Source organism: Clostridium sp. AF20-7, assembly GCF_003479275.1.
GTDB lineage: Bacteria > Bacillota > Clostridia > Lachnospirales > Lachnospiraceae > Otoolea > Otoolea fessa.
Genome location: NZ_QUGF01000004.1, coordinates 107285 through 129439 on the forward strand (window position 1 = coordinate 107285; position 22155 = coordinate 129439).

Annotated in this window: 21 protein-coding genes; 2 read left to right on the plus strand and 19 right to left on the minus strand. The window is 50.3% G+C overall.

Annotated features, from left to right (window positions below; translation table 11 throughout):
- Nucleotides 1-155 precede the first annotated feature (155 nt).
- The 14 genes from DWX68_RS04970 to cysK all read right to left on the minus strand — a co-directional run bounded on the left by DWX68_RS04970 (nucleotide 156) and on the right by cysK (nucleotide 14396).
- Nucleotides 156-1181: an acyltransferase gene (locus DWX68_RS04970; RefSeq protein ID WP_118522400.1), complete on the minus strand. Its 1026-nt coding sequence runs from the start codon at nucleotides 1179-1181 to the stop codon at nucleotides 156-158.
- 30 nt (nucleotides 1182-1211) lie between these two features.
- The gene (gene recO / locus DWX68_RS04975; RefSeq protein WP_022359740.1) at nucleotides 1212-1859 is read right to left on the minus strand and encodes a DNA repair protein RecO; all 648 of its coding nucleotides are present in this window, start codon (nucleotides 1857-1859) and stop codon (nucleotides 1212-1214) included.
- Nucleotides 1860-1879: 20 nt separating this feature from the next.
- Nucleotides 1880-2797: a GTPase Era gene (gene era / locus DWX68_RS04980; protein WP_022359739.1), complete on the minus strand. Its 918-nt coding sequence runs from the start codon at nucleotides 2795-2797 to the stop codon at nucleotides 1880-1882.
- 26 nt (nucleotides 2798-2823) lie between these two features.
- Nucleotides 2824-5742 carry an insulinase family protein gene (locus DWX68_RS04985; RefSeq protein WP_118628758.1) on the minus strand — a complete coding sequence of 973 codons (2919 nt, stop codon included), beginning with the start codon at nucleotides 5740-5742 and terminating at the stop codon, nucleotides 2824-2826.
- A 115-nt stretch (nucleotides 5743-5857) separates the two neighbouring features.
- Nucleotides 5858-6670 (minus strand): YdcF family protein, encoded by an 813-nt coding sequence (locus tag DWX68_RS04990; RefSeq protein ID WP_107001589.1) that lies wholly within the window; start codon nucleotides 6668-6670, stop codon nucleotides 5858-5860.
- A gap of 34 nt (nucleotides 6671-6704) precedes the next feature.
- Nucleotides 6705-7943 (minus strand): U32 family peptidase, encoded by a 1239-nt coding sequence (locus DWX68_RS04995; protein ID WP_118467416.1) that lies wholly within the window; start codon nucleotides 7941-7943, stop codon nucleotides 6705-6707.
- Nucleotides 7944-7957: 14 nt separating this feature from the next.
- On the minus strand, nucleotides 7958-8599 hold the full coding sequence (locus DWX68_RS05000) for an O-methyltransferase (RefSeq protein WP_022359735.1): 642 nt from the start codon (nucleotides 8597-8599) through the stop codon (nucleotides 7958-7960).
- Nucleotides 8586-8999 carry an aminodeoxychorismate lyase gene (locus DWX68_RS05005; RefSeq protein ID WP_118628759.1) on the minus strand — a complete coding sequence of 138 codons (414 nt, stop codon included), beginning with the start codon at nucleotides 8997-8999 and terminating at the stop codon, nucleotides 8586-8588. The genes DWX68_RS05000 and DWX68_RS05005 overlap by 14 nt, the downstream gene beginning before the upstream one ends.
- Nucleotides 9000-9029: 30 nt before the next feature.
- Nucleotides 9030-10697: a ribonuclease J gene (locus DWX68_RS05010; protein ID WP_118628760.1), complete on the minus strand. Its 1668-nt coding sequence runs from the start codon at nucleotides 10695-10697 to the stop codon at nucleotides 9030-9032.
- Between the two features lie 34 nt (nucleotides 10698-10731).
- On the minus strand, nucleotides 10732-11034 hold the full coding sequence (locus DWX68_RS05015; RefSeq protein ID WP_107001592.1) for a DUF1292 domain-containing protein: 303 nt from the start codon (nucleotides 11032-11034) through the stop codon (nucleotides 10732-10734).
- 56 nt (nucleotides 11035-11090) lie between these two features.
- Entirely contained in the window at nucleotides 11091-11528 is a 438-nt protein-coding gene (gene ruvX / locus DWX68_RS05020) for a Holliday junction resolvase RuvX (RefSeq protein ID WP_117795092.1), read from the minus strand.
- A gap of 107 nt (nucleotides 11529-11635) precedes the next feature.
- On the minus strand, nucleotides 11636-11899 hold the full coding sequence (locus tag DWX68_RS05025) for an IreB family regulatory phosphoprotein (RefSeq protein WP_022359731.1): 264 nt from the start codon (nucleotides 11897-11899) through the stop codon (nucleotides 11636-11638).
- Between the two features lie 110 nt (nucleotides 11900-12009).
- Nucleotides 12010-13179 carry an ATP-binding protein gene (locus DWX68_RS05030; RefSeq protein WP_118628761.1) on the minus strand — a complete coding sequence of 390 codons (1170 nt, stop codon included), beginning with the start codon at nucleotides 13177-13179 and terminating at the stop codon, nucleotides 12010-12012.
- A 281-nt stretch (nucleotides 13180-13460) separates the two neighbouring features.
- Nucleotides 13461-14396, minus strand: a complete 936-nt coding sequence (gene cysK, locus DWX68_RS05035; RefSeq protein WP_107001595.1) for a cysteine synthase A — start codon at nucleotides 14394-14396, stop codon at nucleotides 13461-13463.
- An 808-nt stretch (nucleotides 14397-15204) separates the two neighbouring features.
- On the opposite strand from cysK, the gene DWX68_RS05040 reads away from it, so the two are divergent.
- Nucleotides 15205-15963, plus strand: coding sequence for a tRNA threonylcarbamoyladenosine dehydratase (locus tag DWX68_RS05040; RefSeq protein ID WP_118628762.1), 759 nt, complete (start codon nucleotides 15205-15207; stop codon nucleotides 15961-15963).
- Nucleotides 15964-16089: 126 nt separating this feature from the next.
- On the opposite strand, the gene mtaB is transcribed toward DWX68_RS05040, so the two are convergent.
- Nucleotides 16090-17406, minus strand: a complete 1317-nt coding sequence (gene mtaB / locus DWX68_RS05045; protein ID WP_118628763.1) for a tRNA (N(6)-L-threonylcarbamoyladenosine(37)-C(2))-methylthiotransferase MtaB — start codon at nucleotides 17404-17406, stop codon at nucleotides 16090-16092.
- Between the two features lie 91 nt (nucleotides 17407-17497).
- Between mtaB and DWX68_RS05050 the strand changes: the two genes are divergently transcribed.
- Complete coding sequence (locus DWX68_RS05050) at nucleotides 17498-17728, plus strand: HPr family phosphocarrier protein (protein ID WP_022359725.1); 231 nt, start codon at nucleotides 17498-17500, stop codon at nucleotides 17726-17728.
- Nucleotides 17729-17939: 211 nt separating this feature from the next.
- Here DWX68_RS05050 and thiI read toward each other — a convergent pair whose 3' ends face one another.
- From thiI to prmA, 4 genes are all read right to left on the minus strand, one after another.
- The gene (gene thiI / locus DWX68_RS05055) at nucleotides 17940-19118 is read right to left on the minus strand and encodes a tRNA uracil 4-sulfurtransferase ThiI (protein WP_117795086.1); all 1179 of its coding nucleotides are present in this window, start codon (nucleotides 19116-19118) and stop codon (nucleotides 17940-17942) included.
- 80 nt (nucleotides 19119-19198) lie between these two features.
- Nucleotides 19199-20353, minus strand: coding sequence for a cysteine desulfurase family protein (locus tag DWX68_RS05060; RefSeq protein WP_118628764.1), 1155 nt, complete (start codon nucleotides 20351-20353; stop codon nucleotides 19199-19201).
- A gap of 31 nt (nucleotides 20354-20384) precedes the next feature.
- Nucleotides 20385-21119, minus strand: a complete 735-nt coding sequence (locus DWX68_RS05065; protein WP_118628765.1) for a 16S rRNA (uracil(1498)-N(3))-methyltransferase — start codon at nucleotides 21117-21119, stop codon at nucleotides 20385-20387.
- Between the two features lie 2 nt (nucleotides 21120-21121).
- The gene (gene prmA, locus DWX68_RS05070) at nucleotides 21122-22078 is read right to left on the minus strand and encodes a 50S ribosomal protein L11 methyltransferase (protein ID WP_107001601.1); all 957 of its coding nucleotides are present in this window, start codon (nucleotides 22076-22078) and stop codon (nucleotides 21122-21124) included.
- Nucleotides 22079-22155: the final 77 nt, after the last annotated feature.

The window sequence follows — 22155 nt, forward strand, 5'->3', positions numbered from 1 at the left end:
TGCTCTTCCTCCCAAGCGCAAAAATGCTCCTACAACCAAGTTTTTATAGTATACCTGCTTTTCTATGTATTTTCAAGACTTGGACCTGAAAAAACGCATACTCGCACTTCCGTTTCCAGAGATACCTGCCTTTCAACCGTAAATCCTGCTTTTTGTCAGCGTCCCCCATTCAGGGTCTTCCAGATATCCGGACGGTACCTCCGCAACACGCGCGCCGCCTGATAACAGAGTGTCACTGCAAGCAGCGGCATACACACATACATAAACATCGAAACCAGCTGGCTGCCCGGAAATAGCAGCGCCGCCGCCTTATTGAGGAAACGGACCACCACAAAGTGCGTCGCATAGATAAAAAAGGTGCAGGTCATAAACGGTCTGACTTCTCCCAGCCAGCGCTCGTTTACCATCATCCAGATACCGATGACTGCCAGAAGCTGGTAGAGAACGATTCCCGGCACAAAATAGTGGGTATAATAGCTCCTGCTGAGCACGATTCCCACTGCCAGCAGGCACACCCCCAGTGCCGCCCGCTTCCACGACCATACCGCCTCCGCCCATTTTCTCCCGTGCAGCGCCGCATAGGCGGCAAAGGAATAATAAATCAGGGCGTCCAGATTCAGCTCCGGCAGCGCCACCCCCTTGAAAAGTGCCACAAGCAGCACCAGCAGAAATGCCGCGCCGGTCCAGATATTTTTCAGAAACAGATACAGCACCGGTGCCAGCAGCACCAGCAGGATGATCTGGTACATGAACCAGAACACCGGATTGAAGGTGTACTTGGTGATCGCCTGCCATGCGCCCGACGGCGTAATCACCAGATCCGTCCGGTTAGCGATCGTCTGCAGTCCCGGAATCCGGCTCGCCGCCACGTACGCCACGTAGTAGATAGTATTCCAGAGCAGGTACGGAACCAGAAGCGAATGCAGACGTTTATTTAATTTTTCTCCCAGCCGCTTCATCGTGAAGTTCCGGTAGAACAGGTAGGCAGACAGCATGATAAAGCATGGGATGTCCACCCGCAGAATTTCCTGCATGACCGGGTACTGGAAATGCCACCACGGTGCGTCCTGCCCCAGTTCCGGGAAAAACAGATCCGCGTTGCCGGAATGCGTCCAGATGACCATGAGGCAGCAGATGAAATTGAACCAGGCGATTTTCTGGTGGAATTTGGCTTCTGGCATATAAACAGCTCCTCCCTGGATAGTTGTATGTTATGTAATCGTCTGCAATATCTCCAATGAGTGAAAACTTTTATCTACATACGCCCTCTTATTCCGCTCCACATTCGCCGCAAATTGTGCAAATGCATCTTCTTTCAGAAGAAATGTATACAACTTCTCGATCGGCGCGTAGATGACGTACTGCCAGGCGTAGCGTGCGGAGTCTCCGGCGCGCAGGGGTGGATCTTCGGTGTATTCGCCGTTGATGACCATGATTTTTAACTCGAAGATACGCTGTACAAGTTTGTTGGGGAGTGCGGGTTTTAGGAGGGCACGGAAGGACTGGTAGAGTAATCGCAGCATTTCTCTTGCCTCCAGACCTTCTCTTCCGAAGTATTCGGCGAATTCAGCAAAATAGGAGGCGTAGCAGGCGCACTCAACGTCCTGTTCAAGTCCCTCGAAATAGTTTTCGATCTCCGCGCCATAAAGATTGTAGGCATCCCGCGTCTCAGAAAGTGTGAAGGTTCCAAATGCGAAAGGCCGGCTTGCCGCACGCAGCAAACTTCCAGTGCGCTTCGCCCCGCGGGCAAATGCCGTGATTTTTCCGCGGTCTCCCGTCAGGAGAATCAGACGTTTATCAAATTCACCGACCGGGGCTGCATAAAGCACCATTCCGGTTGTCTGTATCAAATCTCGCATGCAGCCCTTCCTTCCCTCACTTAAATTTCTTTCGGGTTATATCCGTAATTCTTCATATACATATCGCTGTCTCTCCACTCCCGGCGCACTTTAACCCAGAGTTTCAGGTTGACCTTCGTGTCCATCAGATTTTCAATTTCCATCCGGGCAGCGGTTCCGATACGTTTTAACATCGATCCGCCTTTTCCGATGATGATGCCCTTGTGGGAATCGCGCTCGCACACGATCGTTGCATCCACGTCGATGATGCCGTTTGGGCGCTCTTTCATCTGGTCGATGACAACTGCAATGCCGTGCGGGATCTCGTCGTCCAGCATCCGAAGCGCTTTCTCGCGGATCAGCTCCGCTGCGATCTGGCGCATCGGCTGGTCGGTGACGGTATCCTCATCGTAAAACTGCGGACCTGCCGGGAGATATTTAAAAATACTGCTCTTGACATCCTCGATATTCATCTCTTTGAGAGCCGAAACCGGGATAATCTCCGCAAAATTCAAAATATCCTTATATGCCGCGATAAAGGTCAGAATCTCTTCCTTCGATTTGACCGTATCAATTTTATTAATAACCAGAATGACCGGCGTCTTGATCTTCGAAAGCTGCTCTGCAATGTGACGCTCGCCTGCCCCGATGAAGGTGGTCGGCTCTACCAGCCAGAGAATCACGTCAACCTCTTTTAACGTATTCTCTGCGACATTGACCATGTACTCGCCCAGCTTGTTTTTCGCCTTGTGGATACCCGGTGTGTCCAGAAAAATGATCTGTCCGCGCTCGTCTGTGTAAACCGTCTGGATACGGTTCCGGGTCGTCTGCGGCTTCTCAGATGTGATCGCGATCTTCTGTCCGATCAGGTGGTTCATCAGCGTAGATTTGCCGACATTCGGACGCCCGATCAGGGTCACAAAGCCAGATTTAAACTCTTTTGTATCTGTATTTGCCATCTTGTTTCCTTTCACTTGCATTTTGTTTAGTTAAACAGATTCTTCACCGTCTTAAACAGATCCTGATTTGCCTTGACTTTTTCTGCATTTCCAATCGCACAGATGCTCTGCTCACTGAGCACTGCCCTGATAATCGGCGCCAGCTCCCGGATATCCTCCGGGGTAACTGCCAGGATCTCGTCTCTCTCTTTCTGAACCATCGCATCCGTCACGCCGGTAAACCAGGCCGCGTCGGCGCGAATGCCTTTGTACGGCGGCAGAAGCGGCGCATCAAGGTCGCTGATGGTTCCAATCACGAATTTCGTCATATCACGCTCGTCTGCCTCAAACTGCTCCAGATACGGCACGATGCCCTCGTAAACCTCATTCGTCTCGCGCAGGTTCGGATCGCGGTAGGAAACGAAATAGCTGTCGCCAAACCGTCCGGCTCCATTCATGACGCCGTAAGCGCCGCCCTTGACACGGACATTGATCCACAGATAATCATATCCGAGAATGACTTTCAGCGTCCGCAGCGTGCCCTTGTATGCCAGCCCTTTCTCCACGAAATTGCCGCAGCGCGCCAGATAATTGACCTGGGAGGAGGTCATGAAGCCCTCGTTTAAGTTCTCTTTTTTCCACTCAAACGGATAAACGGTTCCGTCGCCCTGTGGAAGACGTTCTTTTAAAAGCGGAAGCGCTGCTTCAAGCCCTGCCTGATCGTCGGCTGCTGCCGTGTAGCTTATCAGCATATTTTCTTTCGTAAACAGACGTGCCGCCGTCTCTTTTAATTTCGCGATCACCTCGCCCTTTTTCTCCTCAAAGTGCTTTGCCGTCTCTTCAAGGAACTGGTAGAAGCCGATTCCGCCCGTGCAGTCGTCAAATGCCGATTCTGCCGAAAAATAGGAGCTGGCTCTCATCACTGCCGCTGAATGTGCCGCCTGATTTAAACGCATCTGGCTCTTCGATTTCGTCTCCGCCACAATCTCGCCGAGACGTTTCTCATCATCAAGGATTGAATCAAGCAGAATCTCCGCGATCGCTGAAAATCCGAAGTCCAGCTTCTCGCACAGCACCCGGGCACTCGCGGTAAAAATACCGGTAAACGCGCCCTGTTTCCGGCTGTCCGCATAGGAGCTGACGCTGAGCGTGATACCGCCGGTATTTAAGTTGATCTCATCCGACAAATCGCTGTATGTGTGTTTCGTCGTATCGACAAATCCAAGCACTGCTTTCAAAAGTCCCACATACGGCAGATCCCTGGACGGTACATGGTCGGTACGGAACATCACGCGCAGATAACCGATGCCTGAGGTAAAGAGCTCATGTGCCAGCACCTTGGTTCCGCCAATCTCGCGCTCGGTCAGGATAAATTTCTCCGCCTCTTTGCGGATATCTGAGCGTTTCAACAGCGGAATCTTCTCTAAATCTTCCTTCGGGGACGGGGTGTCCTGATACTCTTTCAGCTCTTTCGTGCCATCCACGATCGCCTGAATCTCCTCCGCGCCCAGGCTCTTCTTATATGCTTCCAGCTTTTCACGCAGCTTCTCATCCTCGATCGCCGTCAGTCCCCGCTTCGGGCTGACCGTGATCACCGCCTCAAACGGGTTATCTAAGAGATATTTGCGGATCAGTTCTTCAAAATATCCTTCCTTTGCTGCTTTTTTGAGGAATGCAAATGTCTCCTCATATTCCAGGTGCATCAGCGGATCGCCGCCGTACAGCCAGCTATCTAAGCACTGCAAGCCGTACATCAATCCTTTCGGCGCGTTGCCGAAATCCGCCTCACGGCTGCGGAATTCATAGTAGTTGATGCCCGCCATCAGGCTCTTCTGGTTGATGCCATCATCTGCCAGCTTCTTAAGCGTTCCCTTGACAGTCTTTAAAAATGCCTCTTTCTGGCTGCCATCCGCATTTTTCGCAATGACAGAAAAATATGGCTGTAAAATACCATTTTCATAGCTTCCCAGGATATCCTGGCCAATCCCGGCGCTGATGAGTTCTTTCTTTAAAACGGCGCCCGGCGCATCCAAAAGCACATACTCCAGGATCTGAAATGCCATGTAGAGAATCGGGTCGAGATCGTCGCCCACCACCGTATTAACCGACAGGTAGGTTGCGTGATCCTCCGGCTCATCCTCAGTGATCGGATAGAAGATCTCACGGTCCTTCGGCGCGTCAAACGGCTTCTGGTAGTGAATTTCAGAATCCACCGGCTGACGGTCATAGTGGCTTAAATACTCACGATCCAGCCAGTCCAGCTTCTCTGCCATATCCATATTTCCGTACAGATAGATAAAGCTGTTGGACGGATGGTAGAATTTGCGGTGGAAATTCAGGAAATCCTCATAGGTCAGCTCCGGGATAACCTCCGGGGCGCCGCCAGACTCATGCGTATAGCAGGTATCCGGGTAAAGCGTGTTCTGCGTGTAGCGATCAAGCACGCCCTCCGGGGAGGAAAATGCACCCTTCATCTCATTGTAAACGACACCGTTTACCGTGATCGGGCTGTCCGCCGACTCCATCTCGTAATGCCAGCCCTCCTGGCGGAAAATCTTCTCTTCTTTATAGATATTCGGATGCAGAACCGCGTCCATATAGACGTCCATCAGGTTCTGGAAATCCTTGTCGTTGCAGCTTGCAACCGGGTATACCGTCTTATCCGGGTAGGTCATCGCGTTTAAGAAGGTATTTAAGGAGCCCTTCACCAGCTCTACAAACGGATCCTTGACCGGAAATTTCGCCGAACCGCACAAAACACTGTGCTCCATGATATGCGGCACACCCGTGCTGTCAGATGGCGGGGTGCGGAATCCGATGCAGAATACCTTATTCTCATCGTCATTCGAGAGCAGGAACACTCTCGCTCCCGTCTTCTTATGTTCCAGAAGAATCCCCTCGGAATTCAGCTCTTTTACGTATTTTTCGTTCAGGATCTGATAGCTCTTCAAATCTTTTACTGTCATGCTGTCTTTCCTTTCTCTAAAACGATTCCACAGCGCATACAGACATCTGTTGAATCGTTACTGTTCACGCATACGTGACCAGTAACGTTGAATCGCACCTTTTTTTCTTCTTTTTTTACAGTCTTCCCATAAATTTGTCTTTTAGTACGGCAAATGCCTCCCGCAGCCACAGGTGCACCGCCAGCACCGGGTCGCACGCAGCTGCCACACCGACCGGCTCGATCTCCTGTCTGCGCGCGATCGCCTCCGCCCGGAACACATGGTAATTGCTCGTCAGAATCCCGATCCGGATGGTATCGCCGTCCGGGCGCTCACGGTAAAACTCCATCAGGTGTGCCCGCGCCGCCTGCGCCTTGTTGTATTCCTGCCGGTCGATCACCGTCCGGCTGAACTCGATGTTCTGCACCGTGTCGGAGGACTGGTCTTCAATCAGCAGCTTATCCTCCGGAATCCCGTTGTACTGTAAATATTCGTACATCGCCCGCGCCTCGCTGATCTCCTCGCCCGGACCTTTTCCGCCGGAAAGCACCAGAACCGTGTTCGGATATTCCTCCGAATACTCGATCGCCCGATCCAGACGCTGCTTTAGGGAATTGCTGATCTTGGTGCCGCGCACACGTGCTCCCAGCACGATCACATAGTCCGCCGGCTGTCCCGTCGCCGTAATGGCGCTCCAGCCGATCAAAACCTCCGTGATCACCAGAATCAGAAATCCCGCCGCACATACTGTCCCGACGGAAACGCCGATCCACACGGGGATTCTGCCCTCATGCTGGCTGCCAAACCACCATCCAGCCGCCAGAAGTCCCAAAAAGATCGCCAAGCAGGGCCAGATCAAGGCAAACGAAGTCGAAACACCTGAATAAATAACAATTATGATATAATATAACAGGCACAGGACCGCCGTTCCTCCTAAAAACCAAACCATCTGTCATCCTCCTGATGTCCATCCAGCCGCACCTTTACAAATCCAGCGCTTCGTCCTCACGCCGCAGGATATCCTGCGGCTTTGCCATACCGCCTAAGTCTACCCAGAGCTGCTGCTTCGGGTGCGGTGCGCTCTCCTGCGCGGTTCCATCCTCAGTAAAGATGCCTTTCACTTCCACACGCAGGTTACGTCCGTCCGGCTTCATGATCTCGATCGTCTCTCCCACGCTGAATTTATTCTTCTGCTCCAGATGAACCAGGCCATCCCCGCGCACAGCGCCGACCGTTCCCAGATAGGTGTACGGTTTTACATAAGTATTGCTTCCGTATACCTGCGACTCGGTACCCGGTTTATGGAAATAAAATCCAGTGATGTATTCCCGGTGGGTACATTTGCGGATCTCACTCTTATACCACTCCATCTTGGACTGGTATTTTTCCGGGCTTTCCAGATAATCGTCGATTGCGATTCGGTAGGTTCTCGCCACGGTTGCCACATAGAGTGCTGTCTTCATGCGTCCCTCGATCTTGAAGCTGTCGATTCCTGCTTCGACCATCTCCGGAATGTGCTCAATCATGCACAGGTCGCGGGAGTTGAAAATATAGCTGCCGCGCTCATTTTCATAGACCGGCATCCACTCGCCCGGTCTTGTCTCCTCCGCCACCGCATATTTCCAGCGGCACGGATGAGTACAGGCGCCCTGGTTCGCGTCGCGCCCCGTCAGAAAATTGCTGAGAAGACATCGTCCTGAATAGGAAATGCACATCGCTCCGTGGATGAAGCTCTCGATCTCCATATCCTCCGGAATATGTTCGCGGATCTCGCGAATCTCCTTCAAGGACAGCTCCCGCGCCGTTACCACGCGCTTCGCGCCCTGTTTATACCAGAAAAGGAACGTCCCGTAGTTTGTATTATTTGCCTGTGTGCTGATATGGATCTCCATCTCCGGGAGAATGCGTCTGGCAATCTCAAAAACACCCGGATCGGAAATAATCAGCGCATCCGGCTTGATTTCTTTCAGTTCTGTGAAATATTCTTCCACACCGGCTAAATCATCATTATGTGCAAAAATATTTGCTGTAATATATACTTTGACGCCGCGCTCATGGGCGAACGCAATGCCCTCTTTGATCTCTTCGTTCGTAAAATTCTTCGCCTTTGCCCGCAGACCAAACGCCTCGCCGCCCAGATAGACCGCATCGGCTCCGTAAAGGACCGCCGTCTTGAGGACGTCCAGGCTGCCCGCCGGGATTAAAAGTTCCAGTTTTCTCATGTTTTTCCTTTCTTTTATCGCTTTACACTTAACGCCACGCCATCCCCGATCGGAATGACAGACGTCTCAAATTCTTTCATGTGTGTCAGTTCATATAAATAATCGCGCATCCGCGTGTGGATCGTCCGGTTGCGGCGCTCGACCGCATAGCGGGATTCCACGATATCGCCGTCCTGTAAGACATTGTCCGACAGAAGAACGCCGCCGGACGGCAGCAGACGCAAAATCTGAGGCAGCCAGTGCATATACTGCCCCTTAGCCGCATCCATAAATATAAAATCATAAGGGCCGGAAAGCGTCCCCAGTATCTCTTCCGCATCGCCTTCCAGTAAAGTAATGCACGGCTCTTTTCCTGCCCTTTCAAAATTGCGCTTGGCAATCGGTATTCTTTTTTCGTACTTCTCAATCGTCGTGATCCGGCAGTTTTCCGGCATCACACGGCTCATCAGTAAAGCCGAATAGCCCACAGCCGTTCCTACCTCCAGAATCGACTGCGGGCGCTTGAGAGCAATCAGTGTTTTCAGAAATGCGGAGGTCTCCCTGCGGATGATCGGCACGCAGTCAGCCAGCGCTTCTTCCTCTATCGAGTCGAGCAGCGGTCCGTTGCCCGCGTCCAACGACTGGATATAGGCGGTAATTCTGTCATTTACTATCACTTTTATCCTCCTCCGGGCTGGCGGCAGAAGCTGCCGCCTCATCCATCTCCTTCAGCATCTCCAGAGAAGTCTGGGCGGTGCTGAACTGATAGGTTCCCGGATATATCTTGTATTCATAAATCTTTGCCTGCAGCACAAAGACCACGCGGCTCCTAATCAAACCGACGCGTTCCAGCGCTTCGCCTGCCTCGGAGGTGCTTTCGCTTTCCTCGATGGTAACCGTTCTCATTCTTCCCGGCTCTGCCTCAACTGCGGTCGGTTTAAATATCTCATGCCCCAGCCAGTAGCCCTTCGTTGCGCCCTCATAGAGCAGAAACAGTGTCAGTACCAGAAAAACGATCCGGAACACACTGTCCAGAATTGATACTGCGATATGGGGTTCCCCAGATGTCCGGCTCATATGCCACCTCCGTGCTGCTTTTGCAGTCTTCTACACTTCCATGATGATCGGAAGAATCATCGGATTTCTCTTCATCTTCTTCCATAGGAAATCACTCAGGCTGTCGCGGATAATGTTCTTGATCTTGCCCCAGTCGCTCACGTGCTTCTCAAGACAGCCTTGTACGGCTTCATCCACGATTCTCTGTGCCTCTTCCATCAGATCCTCGGACTCACGCACATAGACGAAACCTCGGGACACGATATCCGGTCCCGCTAAAAGCTGGTTGCTGTATTTCTCCAGCGTCAGTACCACGATAATGATACCGTTCTGTGCCAGGTTCTGGCGGTCGCGCAGAACGATATTTCCGACATCACCGATGCCCAGGCCATCGACCAGGATGCCGCCCGCCTGTACATGGTCGGCAACACGGTAGCCCTCGTCCCCGATCTCGATCACATCACCTGAGCGCATCAGGATGACATTTTCCTTCGGAATGCCCATTGAGATTGCCAGGTTGCGCTGCGCCATCAGGTGGCGGTACTCACCGTGTACCGGAATCGAGAATTTCGGACGAATTAAGGAGTACATCAGCTTGATCTCCTCCTGGCAGGCATGTCCGGATACGTGGGTATCCTGGTTGATAACCTCTGCGCCCTTCATCGACAGCTCATTGATAACTCTTGCAACGGCTTTCTCATTGCCCGGAATCGGGGTGGAACTTAAAATAACCACGTCGCCCGGCATAATCGAAACCTTCTTGTGCAGGTCTGCCGCCATACGGGACAGTGCCGCCAGAGACTCGCCCTGGCTGCCGGTCGTGATAAGGACGGTATCCTCTTTCTTATAATTTTTCAGATGTTCAATGTCGATCAGTGTATTTTCCGGAATATTAATGTATCCAAGTTCGCTCGCCGTGCCGATGACATTGACCATGCTTCGGCCCTCGACCACTACCTTACGTCCATAGTGGTATGCCGTATTGATGATCTGCTGGACACGGTCTACGTTGGAAGCAAACGTCGCAACGATGATCCGGTTGTTCTTGTGCTCTGCAAAAATCGAATCAAAGGTCTTGCCGACGGTGCGCTCCGACATCGTAAATCCCGGACGGATCGCGTTGGTACTGTCGCACATCAGCGCCAGCACGCCTTTCTTTCCAAGCTCGGCAAAACGCTGCAGATCCGCCGGTTCGCCGAATACCGGTGTGTAATCGATCTTGAAGTCGCCGGTGTGGACGATAATGCCAGCCGGGGAGAAGATCGCAAGCGCCGATGCATCTGCGATACTGTGGTTCGTCTTGATGAACTCAATCCGAAAACATCCGAGATTGATGGACTGTCCGTGCTTTACGACCTTGCGGCGGACGGTCTTCATCATATTATGCTCTTTTAATTTATTCTCAATCAGTCCGATCGTCAGTTTGGTGCCGTATACCGGTGCCGGAACATCGCGGAGTACATACGGCAGCGCGCCGATATGGTCCTCATGTCCGTGCGTGATCACAAAGCCCTTGACTTTGTCAATGTTGTTCTTTAAATAGGATACATCCGGGATAACCAGATCGATTCCCAGCATATCGTCGCTCGGAAATGCCATACCGCAGTCTACTACAATAATGCTGTCTTCATATTCGAAGGCAGTCATATTCATACCGATCTGTTCCAGACCACCGAGCGGTATGATCTTTACCTTATTATGATTTGTTTCCTTTTTCAATCAATGCACCTCCAAAAATTCGATTTTTAGATTTTTATTCGATATCAACGCCCAGATCGCTCATCAGCTCCGCAAACACCTTGGACATATACTCCAGTTCTCCATCATCGTCCACAAATTCGTAAGCTGCTTCTGCATCCTCCGGCTTTGATGTATCTCTCAACAGATAGCACTCTCCATCGCCGTCCTTCGTATCACTTGCCAGCAGATAGGACTCGCCATTTAACTTTGTCTCTTCCAGGACATACAGCTTCACTTCCTCGCCGTTCTCATCCCTCAGCGTGATGCTGTTTTCCATATTATTCAGTTCATCTAACATTGAATCCAGGTTTCCCATTCTATGATTCTCCTTCTATTCTTTATTTTCAATCATTGATTTTTATCACTGATAATTTATTCTTCCGCTTTTCCTTGTGCCTGTAAATCCAAATATCCCTGCAAAATCAATACTGCCGCAATCTTATCAATCACGCTCTTCCGGTTTTCCCGGCGCACTCCACTCTCGATCAGGATCTGCTCCGCCGCATTCGTCGTCAGGCGCTCGTCCCACATAACGACCGGAAGGTTCGTCCGCCGTTCCAGCATCTCTTTAAATGCCAGCGTCTTTTCAACGCGCTCTCCCAGCGTATTATTCATATTTTTAGGATACCCCAAAACAATCGTCCCAACCTCGTATTCCCGGATCAGCTCTTCAATCCGGGCGCAGGTCTGGCGAAGTTTGTTCTCATCCTTCCGTGTGATCGTCTCAATCCCCTGTGCTGTAATGCTTAACGGATCGCTGATTGCCACTCCCGTGGTCTTCGATCCAAAATCAAGCCCCATAATTCTCATATTCTATTTTCTCCATAACAAAACAAGCTGGCAGCCCGTCAGATATTGGACTGTTGTCGCCAGCTGTTTACTCTTCCGCTTTTTAATTGCCGTGCTGCATCCACTCTTTACTGAAGCTTCGTCTCAATATATACCTTCACAAGCTCTTCCAGAATTTCGTCACGCTCTACCTTCATAATCAGGCTTCTGGCACTCTTGTGGCTGGTAATATAGGTCGGATCTCCAGACATAATATATCCTACAATCTGATTGATCGGGTTGTAACCCTTCTCCGTCAGCGCTGTATATACCTGTTCCAGAACCTGGCTTGCCTCCAGCTTCTTCTCTTCCTGTACTGCTCTAAAAAACTGTGTATTGCTGATATCACCCATTTTGTCTTCACGTCCTTTTAAATACCCGCCGCGCTCTGTCACTCTGCGGATCCATGCGTGCAGGTAAACTACTCTTTTTTATTTTACTCTACTTTACCCCATTCGGCAAGTTATTTTTTATCATTATAATCATCCAGGAAATTGTACGTCCAATCGTCCTTGTGGTAACCGATCACAGTCTTTAAGTTGATATTGTGGACACTCTTAAAGATATTTTTCTCGATCACGTCGCTCTCCTTGCGGAAATGGGCGATCAATTCCTTCATCTCATCGCGCTTGGAACCACGTCCGCCTCCGCAGCTCACGCAATTTTCAGTAAAACGGCACGCGCACTGTATAAACTGCAGTCCGTTGTAATCACGCCACGCCTTGACCGCATCTTCCTTGATAAGGTACATCGGGCGGATCAGCTCCATGCCCTCGAAATTCTGGCTGTGCAGCTTCGGCATCATCGTCTCAATCTTGCCGCTGTACAGCATTCCCATGAGGATCGTCTCGATCACATCATCAAAATGATGCCCCAGCGCAATTTTATTGCAGCCCAGCGCTTTCGCCTGTGCATAGAGGTGACCGCGTCGCATTCTGGCACAGAGGTAGCACGGATTCTGTTCGATCGTCGCCACCGTGTCAAAAATATCGCTCTCAAATACCGTCAGCGGAATGCCGAGAAGTTTCGCATTGTCCTGGATGATCTTCCAGTTATCCGCATTGTAGCCCGGATTCATCACTAGAAAAACGGTTTCAAACTGGAATTTTCCATGTTTTTTCAATTCCTGTAAAAGTTTCGCCATCAGCATGGAATCCTTGCCACCGGAGATACAGACTGCGATCTTGTCGCCCTCCTGAATCAGGTCGTAGGTGTTGAGCGCCCGCGTAAACGCCCGCCAGATCGGCTTGCGGAATTTTTTTATAATACTCTGCTCAATTCTCGCCCGTTTTTCCTCTCGATCCGCCTCGGATTCTCCGCCTACGAAGCGGGACAGGGAGAGGCGCAGCCACGCACGGTAACCACCCTCCACATTGACCGCGTCAAATCCGTCTCCGGTCAGACGACGCACCCACTCCTGACTCTTCTCACCGGTATGGCACATCACGTACACTGGATGCATTTTGTCTAACCTGGCTGTTTCTTCCTCATATTGCTCTTCCAGCCGGGACGCCGGGAGGCTTACCGCCCCCGGAAAAGTTCCGCGCATATACTGGTCCTGCGGGCGGATGTCCACGATCGTCTTCTCCGCATCCTTTAACGCTTCCAGCTCCTCAATCGTAATCGTTTTCATTGTATATTCTCCTGTATCCGTTATCTGCAAAATCCTCTTTAAGAAAAAGAATGTAAAAAATGTACCTACCTGTGTACAGTAACCACAATTCTCATGAAATGAAACAAAAGCACAGGATCCGCGCTGACAGTGCTCTGCCAAACAAACGGGTCCTGTGTTTTTCTGCTGTTTTGTTACCGTTCACGCGCACGTAACCAGTCACTCATTTTCTGTCAATTATAACACTCTCCCTGCATTCTGGGAAGTCCTATTTCTATAATTAGTCTCTTATAATTAGTCTCTTAGTCCTCTGTAAAGAGTGGTGTGGAATAATAGCGGTCACCGCTGTCCGGAAGAATCGCTACGATGGTTTTCCCCTTATTTTCCGGGCGTTTTGCCAGCTCAATCGCACCATGCAGGGCTGCGCCGGAGGAAATACCGACTAAGATGCCCTCTTTGTGTGCCAGAAGTTTTGCTGCCGCAAATGCATCCTCATTCTCCGCCTCGAAAATCTCATCATAAATCTTAGTGTTCAATACATCCGGCACAAATCCGGCGCCGATACCCTGAATCTTGTGTGCGCCGCCCTTGCCTGTCTTTAATACCGGGGATGAAGCTGGCTCCAGCGCTACGACTTTCACATTCGGGTTCTGGGATTTTAAGTATTCGCCGGTACCTGTCAGAGTTCCGCCGGTACCAACACCTGCGATCAGGATATCAACCTTTCCGTCGGTATCATTCCAGATCTCCGGACCAGTGGTTGCTCTGTGAACCGCCGGATTGACCGGATTGACAAACTGACCGGCTAAGAAGCTGCCCGGTGTCTCTTTTGCCAGCTCTTCTGCCTTCTCGATCGCGCCCTTCATGCCCTTTGCACCCTCAGTCAGGACAATCTCTGCACCGTACGCTTTCAGAATGTTGCGGCGCTCCACGCTCATCGTCTCCGGCATCGTCAGGATGATGCGATATCCCTTCGCTGCTGCGATGGACGCCAGACCGATACCGGTATTGCCGGAAGTCGGCTCGATGATGACAGAACCCTCTTTCAGGACACCTCTCTTCTCTGCATCCTCAATCATGCCTTTTGCAATACGATCCTTCACGCTTCCAGCCGGGTTTAAATACTCCAATTTTACCAGAACCGTTGCTTCCAGTCCCAGCGCTTTCTCAACATTCACAACCTCAACTAACGGTGTGTTTCCTACCAGCCCCAGTGTTCCCTTATAAATGTTTGCCATGATGATTTCCTCCTAATATCTGTGATGATTTTTATATTTTTTAATTTTTATAGATTTCTATAGATTCTTCTTTTTTCCAGAACTCATTTCCAATTTGAAAAACTCGCTCCAAAAGAAGTTTAAAATGCGAAAAGAGCCCATCCTCTATACACATTTCCCACCCGTCCAATCCAGCTTTTCTGCCGCCTGTCCTGCTTGTTTTTCTGTGTACGCGGATGCGCTCTTTCTATATCCTTAACCCTTATGAATAAAAAGATTCACGAAACCCGTTTTCCCCGGAAACCCCGCTTACCGAAGTCCAGCTTTCTGGTTTTCGCGTACACAAATGCGACAACAACATCGATCCATACAAATACAAACATTGCTGCAACACATCATATTCATCCCAAAACCATTGACTGCTTTCATGATCTTCACTCCTTTTCTTTTTCCTATCAGCTTAGTAGGTATATTATCACTTTATGCAATATCTGTCAACCCTTTTTTGATTATTTGTTACTGTTCACGCATACGTGCCCAGTAACGGAATTTGCCGTGGATTCGCATTTAAATACGGCAAATTCCTGCTTCCACTACGTTTTCTTACGGCACTTTCGGTTCCAAAAGTGCCTACCCGTGAACAGTAACGATTATTTGCACACTTTGTTACGTTTCTTCATGTCTTTCTTGACAAACGCAGACCGCACCTTTACAATAAAATACCGAACTGATGGGTAAAAAACGTTCAGAAACAGAGCCTGCTACTATTTAGTATAGCACAGTTGTGACTGTGAAGCTACTGACAGAATATATTACAAGGGAGTATCATATGTTAAATTCATTTTCACGAACGGAACTTCTCCTCGGCAGGGATGCCATGGAGCGTTTATCAAAAGCACGCGTTGCCATCTTCGGCATCGGCGGAGTCGGCGGCTATGCGGTGGAGGCCCTCGCGCGCAGCGGTGTCGGCACGCTTGATCTCATCGACGATGACAAGGTCTGCTTAACCAACATCAACCGCCAGATCATCGCAACCACCTCCACCATCGGAAAGTACAAGGTTGATGTCGCTGAGGAACGCATCAAATCCATCAATCCACATGCAGTTGTCCACACCTACAAGACATTCTATATGCCGGATACCGCGAAGGAATTTGATTTTTCCCAGTATGACTACGTGATCGACGCAATCGACACCGTGACGGGAAAGCTGCTTCTGGTGGAACAGGCGGAAGAAACCCACACGCCGATCATCAGCTCGATGGGCGCCGGAAACAAACTGGATCCGACCGCTTTTGAGGTGACCGATATTAATAAAACCTCTGTTTGTCCTCTCGCGAAGGTCATGCGGCGGGAGCTGAAAAAACGCGGGATCAAGAAGCTGAAAGTGGTTTATTCGAAAGAAAAACCACTGACGCCGGTGGATGATATGGCTATCTCCTGCGGTTCCCACTGTGTCTGCCCGCCGGGAACCGCACGCAGCTGTACCGCCAGACGGCAGATTCCGGGGAGTATCTCTTTTGTACCGTCAGTAGTGGGACTGATTATTGCTGGGGAAGTTATTAAGGATCTCGTTGGGGTTCATTGATTGCTTACTGATTAATTTGTTAAGCCGATATATTCTATTTATGTCATTTTTTTTAATTTTATATGTATGTAAAAAACCAATGAATCCCATCTTGGGGGTATCATTGGTTTTTTCGTTTTCTGTCTTTTATTCTTTTTCCAGTAAAAGCACCTCTTCATTCAGTGCCTTCGTGAAGATTCCCTTCACCGTCTTATTTTTCAATCCTTCTTCGTATGGCACGGCACCTTTGACATACTGGCGGGTGTGTCCCATCATGTATTTGGTTCCGTCAATCTCGATTGGTTCTTCGAGAAGGATTTCTTCTTCGGTTCCGAGAAAGCGCCCGCGGTATTCTAAGGACTGCTGTTTTTCCAGTGCCAGCAGGATATCGCTGCGGACGGATTTGATTCCTTCTGGTACCTGATCCGGCATATCGGCGGCACGGGTGCCTGCGCGGCGGGAGTATTTGAATATATGCATTTCATAGAAATGGATCGCTTTTAAGAAGCGTTCTGTTTCGGCAAATTCTTCTTCGGTCTCGCCCGGGAATCCTACGATGACATCGGTCGTGATCGCCGGATTGTCAAATTCTTCCCGCAGAATTTCACAGCACGCCTGATATTCAGCAGCGTTGTAGCGGCGGTTCATGCGCTTTAAAGTCGCGTCACAGCCACTCTGGAGTGACAGATGGAAGTGCGGGCAGATGGTCCGCAGCCTCGCCAGCTCTTTGGCAAATTCGCGGGTTACGATACGTGGTTCAAGAGAACCGAGGCGCAGGCGCTCAATGCCCGGAATCTGGTCGAGACGTTTGATTAAAGTCAGCAGATTTTCTTGCTGCTCATCCTTGAAATCGACACCATAGGAGCTTAAATGGATACCTGTCAAGACAATTTCCTTGTATCCGGCTTCCGCAATCCCGCGCACCTCGTGCTCGATGTCCTCCGGGCGGCGGCTGCGGACGCGTCCTCTCGTATATGGTATAATACAATAGCTGCAAAACTGGTTGCAGCCGTCCTGTACCTTGATAAAGGCACGCGTATGGTCAGCAATCCGGCGGATATGGAGTTCTTCGTATTCCTGTGAATGTCCGATATCCAGAATCTCACCGCTGTTTTCGTGATCTGCAAAATAATCATCCAGGATCTGTACCAGATCTTTTTTCTGGTTATTGCCGACGATCAGATCGACCGCCTCATCTTTTTTCAGCTCCGCGCCTGCTGCCTGCACATAACAGCCGACCGCCACAACAGCCGCCGACGGGTTCATTTTCTTTGCCCGGTGCAGCATCTGGCGCGATTTCCGGTCGGCAACATTCGTCACGGAACACGTGTTGATAATATAAACATCCGCTCCTTCCCGGAACGGCACAATCTCATATCCTGCATCCTCTAAGAGCTGCTGCATGGCTTCCGTCTCATATGAGTTCACCTTGCAGCCCAGATTGTGGAATGCCGCTTTTCTCATTTTTATCTCCTTTAAATTGAATCCTCTCTTGACTTTTGTCAGATTACTTTGTAGTATAAAAGTATTATTGTAGATAGAGGAGGTTTTTTTCATGAAAACAGTTCGTATTTCTTTAAACTCGATCGATAAAGTTAAATCCTTCGTCAACGACTTAGCGAAGTTCGACGTAGATTTTGACCTTGTTTCCGGACGTTATGTGATTGACGCTAAATCCATCATGGGTATCTTCAGTCTGGATCTGTCTAAACCGATCGATTTAAACATCCATTCTGAGAACCAGATCGATGAGATCTTAACGACACTGGCTCCGTACATTGTATAGCAACCATTAGAACGATCGAGATGGTTCTGTTTGAAACGAAAAAAACCGCTGTTAAGCAACTCGCTTTGCAGCGGTTCTTTTTTTTCATAGAGAACTGCGTCCTATGAAAAAACACTCCGCGAGGATGCGCACTCGCGCGAAGCAAAAAACTGTCGCAAGCGACCGCGCGAGACGCCCGAATGTGCCAAGGCACATTCTTTTTTATATATGACTAGCACCGGATAACCTCAACCGTATCGATCGCCTCTTTTACCAGCGCATCTATCTTCTCTTCCAGATTGCGCTCGGATTTTTCAATCAGGTGCAGAACCGGCTTGGTAACCGGGTGTTTGGCTACGAAGATGGTGCAGCAATCTTCATACGGCTCGATCGATGTCTCGTAGGTACCAATTTTCAGAGAAATATCGACGATATCCTGTTTGTCGAAACCGATCAGCGGGCGGAAGACCGGAAGTGTGCAGACTGCATTGGTAACCGCCAGGGAATGAACCGTCTGGGATGCTACCTGACCAATGCTCTCGCCGGTGATGAGTCCGAGACAGTCGTCTTTCTTCGCCAGCTCTTCCGCGATCTTCATCATGTAGCGGCGCATGATAATCGTCAGCTCCTCATGCGGGCACTGCTCGTAGATGTAGAGCTGGATATCTGTGAAATTGACTACGTTTAATTTGATCGGACCTGCGTATTTTGCTACCTGCTTTGCCAGATCGACTACTTTCTGTTTTGCACGGTCGCTGGTGTATGGCGGCGCATGGAAATAGGTTGCCTCGATGGTAACGCCGCGTTTTGCGATCATGTATCCTGCCACCGGGCTGTCGATACCGCCGGATAAAAGCAGCATCGCGCGTCCATTGGTTCCGACCGGCATACCGCCCGGTCCCGGAATCACCAGAGAGTATACGTTGATACGTTTTGCACGCAGTTCCACATTTAAAAGAACATCCGGATTGTGTACATCTACCTTTGTCTCCGGGAATGCGTCCAGGATGACCTCACCGAGATCGCGGTTGACTTCCTCGGAGGTATGCGGATACTGTTTGTTGGCACGGCGGGTGTTTACCTTGAACGTAAAGTGTTTATCTGGGTATGCTTTGTCCACATACTCAACAATCTTCGCTTTCAGGTCGTCGTAGCCGTTGTCCTCTAACTGGACCATCGGACAGATCGCCGCAATACCGAATACCTTTTTCAGTGCGTCGATGACCTCATCGTAATCAAATTCTTCCGCTGCGGTCGCATAGATACGCCCTGCCTCCTTGGTTACGGTAAATTTTCCATCAAGACGTTTTAACGAGTGATGGATGTGGGACACCAGCGCGTCCTCGAATACATAGCGGTTTTTACCTTTCAGGCCAATCTCCGCATATTTAATCAAAAATGTATGAAACATGGAATTCCCTTTCTACAACAGGCTGTCATTCTTCTGCTTTCCCGCAAAAAAACTGAGCAGCCATTCTTTAAACAGCCATTTTATTTCATCTGGTAACGGCGCAGTACCGGAAGCAGTTCTCCCAGAACGCCGATCGCATAGTTTACTTCTTCCTCGGTATTCAGATCACCCAGACTGAACCGGATCGTCGAATCGAGAAGTTCTTTTTTCACGCCGATTCCCTTTAAAGTACCGCTGATGCCCGGATGATTGGACGAGCAGGCGGAACCGGACGATACATAAACCCCTTTGTCCTCCAGCGCATGGAGAAGTACCTCGCTGCGGACGCCCTCAAAGCTGGCGCTGACGATCTGCGGCGCGTTGGTGCGGTTCTCACTGCCGTTGATGGTGACGCCGCCGAGCGGTTTCAATCCCGCAATCAGGTGCTCCCGGAGTGTATACAGCTTTTCGATGCGTGCATCAAAATCTTTGTACGCCTCGCGTGCTGCCACGCCGAGTCCGACACACCCCGGCACATTTTCCGTACCGGAACGCATGCCCTTCTGCTGGCCGCCGCCAAACAGAATCGGGCGGATCTTGACACCGTCGCGGATATAGAGGAATCCGACGCCCTTCGGCGCATGGATCTTGTGTCCGCTGACGGAAAGCAGGTCAATTCCCTGTTTTTTCGGACGGATCTTATATTTTCCATATGCCTGGATCGCATCGACATGGAACAATGTCTTCGGATTTTTCTTCTTGATGCACTGGCTGATCGCCTCGATCGGCTCTACTGCTCCGACCTCGTTATTGACGTACATCACAGACACCAGGATCGTGTCCTCGCGGATAGCTTTTTCCAGATCCTCCAGAGAAATATGTCCCAGATGATCGACCGGAAGATAGGTCACCTCAAAGCCCATCTCCTCCAGAAATGACATCGTATTGTAGATCGACGGATGTTCCACACCGGTCGTGATAAGGTGTTTTCCGGCTCTGCGGTTTGCCAGCGCCGTGCCGATCAGCGCCGTATTGTTCGACTCTGTTCCGCCGGAAGTAAAGAGAATCTCCTTCTCCTGCACTTTCAGTGTATCCGCGATCGCCTTCTTTGCCTCGCGAATCAAATTTTCTGCTTCCACACCTTTTCTGTGCTTCGCCGCCGCGTTTCCGTAGTTGACGCACATTGCATCAACGACTGCATCCTTTACGCAGTCCAGCACCTTGGTGGTCGCTGAATTATCAAAATAGGCTTCCATTTTTATCTCTATCCCCTTTGTAATTTTCCAATTACACTTCCAACTGCAGCATCAGTGCCGACAGCATACACAAGCCTGCCGTCTCCGTCCGCAAAATTCTCTTTCCAAGCGTTACGATCTCCGCCCCGTTTTCCCTGGCAAGCTCGACTTCTTCGTCCTCAAAACCGCCCTCCGGACCGATGAAAACGGCGATATCCGTACCCGGCTTGACCGACGCCAGCAGTTCCCTCGTTTTCCGGATGCCGTCCGCCGACTCATATGGCAGAAGAACCATATCGTACCCGGCTACCTCTTTGACCGCCTCTTTGTAGGTCATAAGCGGCGCCACCTCCGGGATAAGGCTGCGCTTGGACTGCTTCGCGGCGCTCTCAGAAACCGCATTCCAGCGTTTTCTCTTCGCGTCCGCTTTTTTCGCATCCAGCTTGACAACCGAGCGCTTCATGCTGACCGGAACCACCCGGTATGCCCCCAGCTCCACCGCCTTCTGGATGATCAGTTCCATCTTATCGCCCTTCGGAAGCCCCTGGAACAGGTGAATCCGCGCCGGAAGCTCTTTGTTTTCCCATTCTTCCAGAATCTTTGCCGAAACATACTCTGGTTCCAGTTCTTCCACGCGGCAGAAATAGTCGCCGCCCTCACGGCTGCTGATCAGGATCTCCTCGCCCGGCTTCATCCGCAGAACATTGCGGATATGGTTGACATCCGCGCCCTCAATCCAGATTTCTTCCGCCCCGATCTGGTGCGGTTCCACAAAAAAATGGTACATGATTATTTCTTCCTCGCTGTGACAGAAACCCACTCGCCCTGATGGGTAATCTCTACAATCTCAAAGGCATCGTTCGCCTCAAATGCCGCCTTGACTGCCTCTTCCTTCATATCAATGATACCCGATGTGATGAAGATACCATTTTTCTTAATATGAACCGGGATCTCTTTCTGCAGCATGATGATAACGTCTGCCAGGATGTTGGCAACCGCAATGTCGTAATACTCGTATTTTACCTCGTCCTGCACTGCCTTATCGTCGATGATGTTGCCCTGTACGACCTTAAACTGCTCCGGTGCGATTCCGTTTGCTTCCAGATTCTCGCCAACGGCTGTGATCGCATTTTCATCCAGATCCGTTCCAAATACGTGTTTTGCGCCCAGTTTTAACGCCGTGATGCCTAAGATACCGCTTCCGGTTCCGACATCAAGCACCTCTGAATCCGGTGTCACGTATTTCTCGAGCTGGCGGATGCAAAGCTGCGTTGTCTCATGCATGCCCGTACCAAACGCCGTACCCGGATCGATCTGAATCAGCAGCTTGTCCTTGTGCTCCTCCGGTACTGTCTCCCAGGTCGGCTTGATGAGGATGTGATCGACCGTAAACGGTTTGAAATACTGTTTCCAGTTGTTGATCCAGTCCTTATCCTCCGTCTCGGATTCTGCAAACGTGCAGGCGCCCAGATCGGTAAACGGCTTCAATTCTTCCAGCGCCTCTTTGACTTTCGCCATCATCGCCGGGATATCATCATCCTCATCGAGATAAAAACTTACCTTCGCCACGCCCTCATCCGGCGGAAGCTCCGGCAGAATGTCGATGAACATTCCCTTCGTCTCTTTCTCGGTCAGCGGGATATTGTCCTCAATCTCAATGCCCTCGATGCCGAGTTCATCCAATGTGTAGCTGATGAGATCCACCGCCTCTGTGGTGGTCGTCAGCGTAAATTTCTTCCATTTCATGTTCGTTACCTCTCTTTATTGAAACGACTTATCATCCAAACATTCACATTTCATCACGCAGCTATTTTTGCATCATT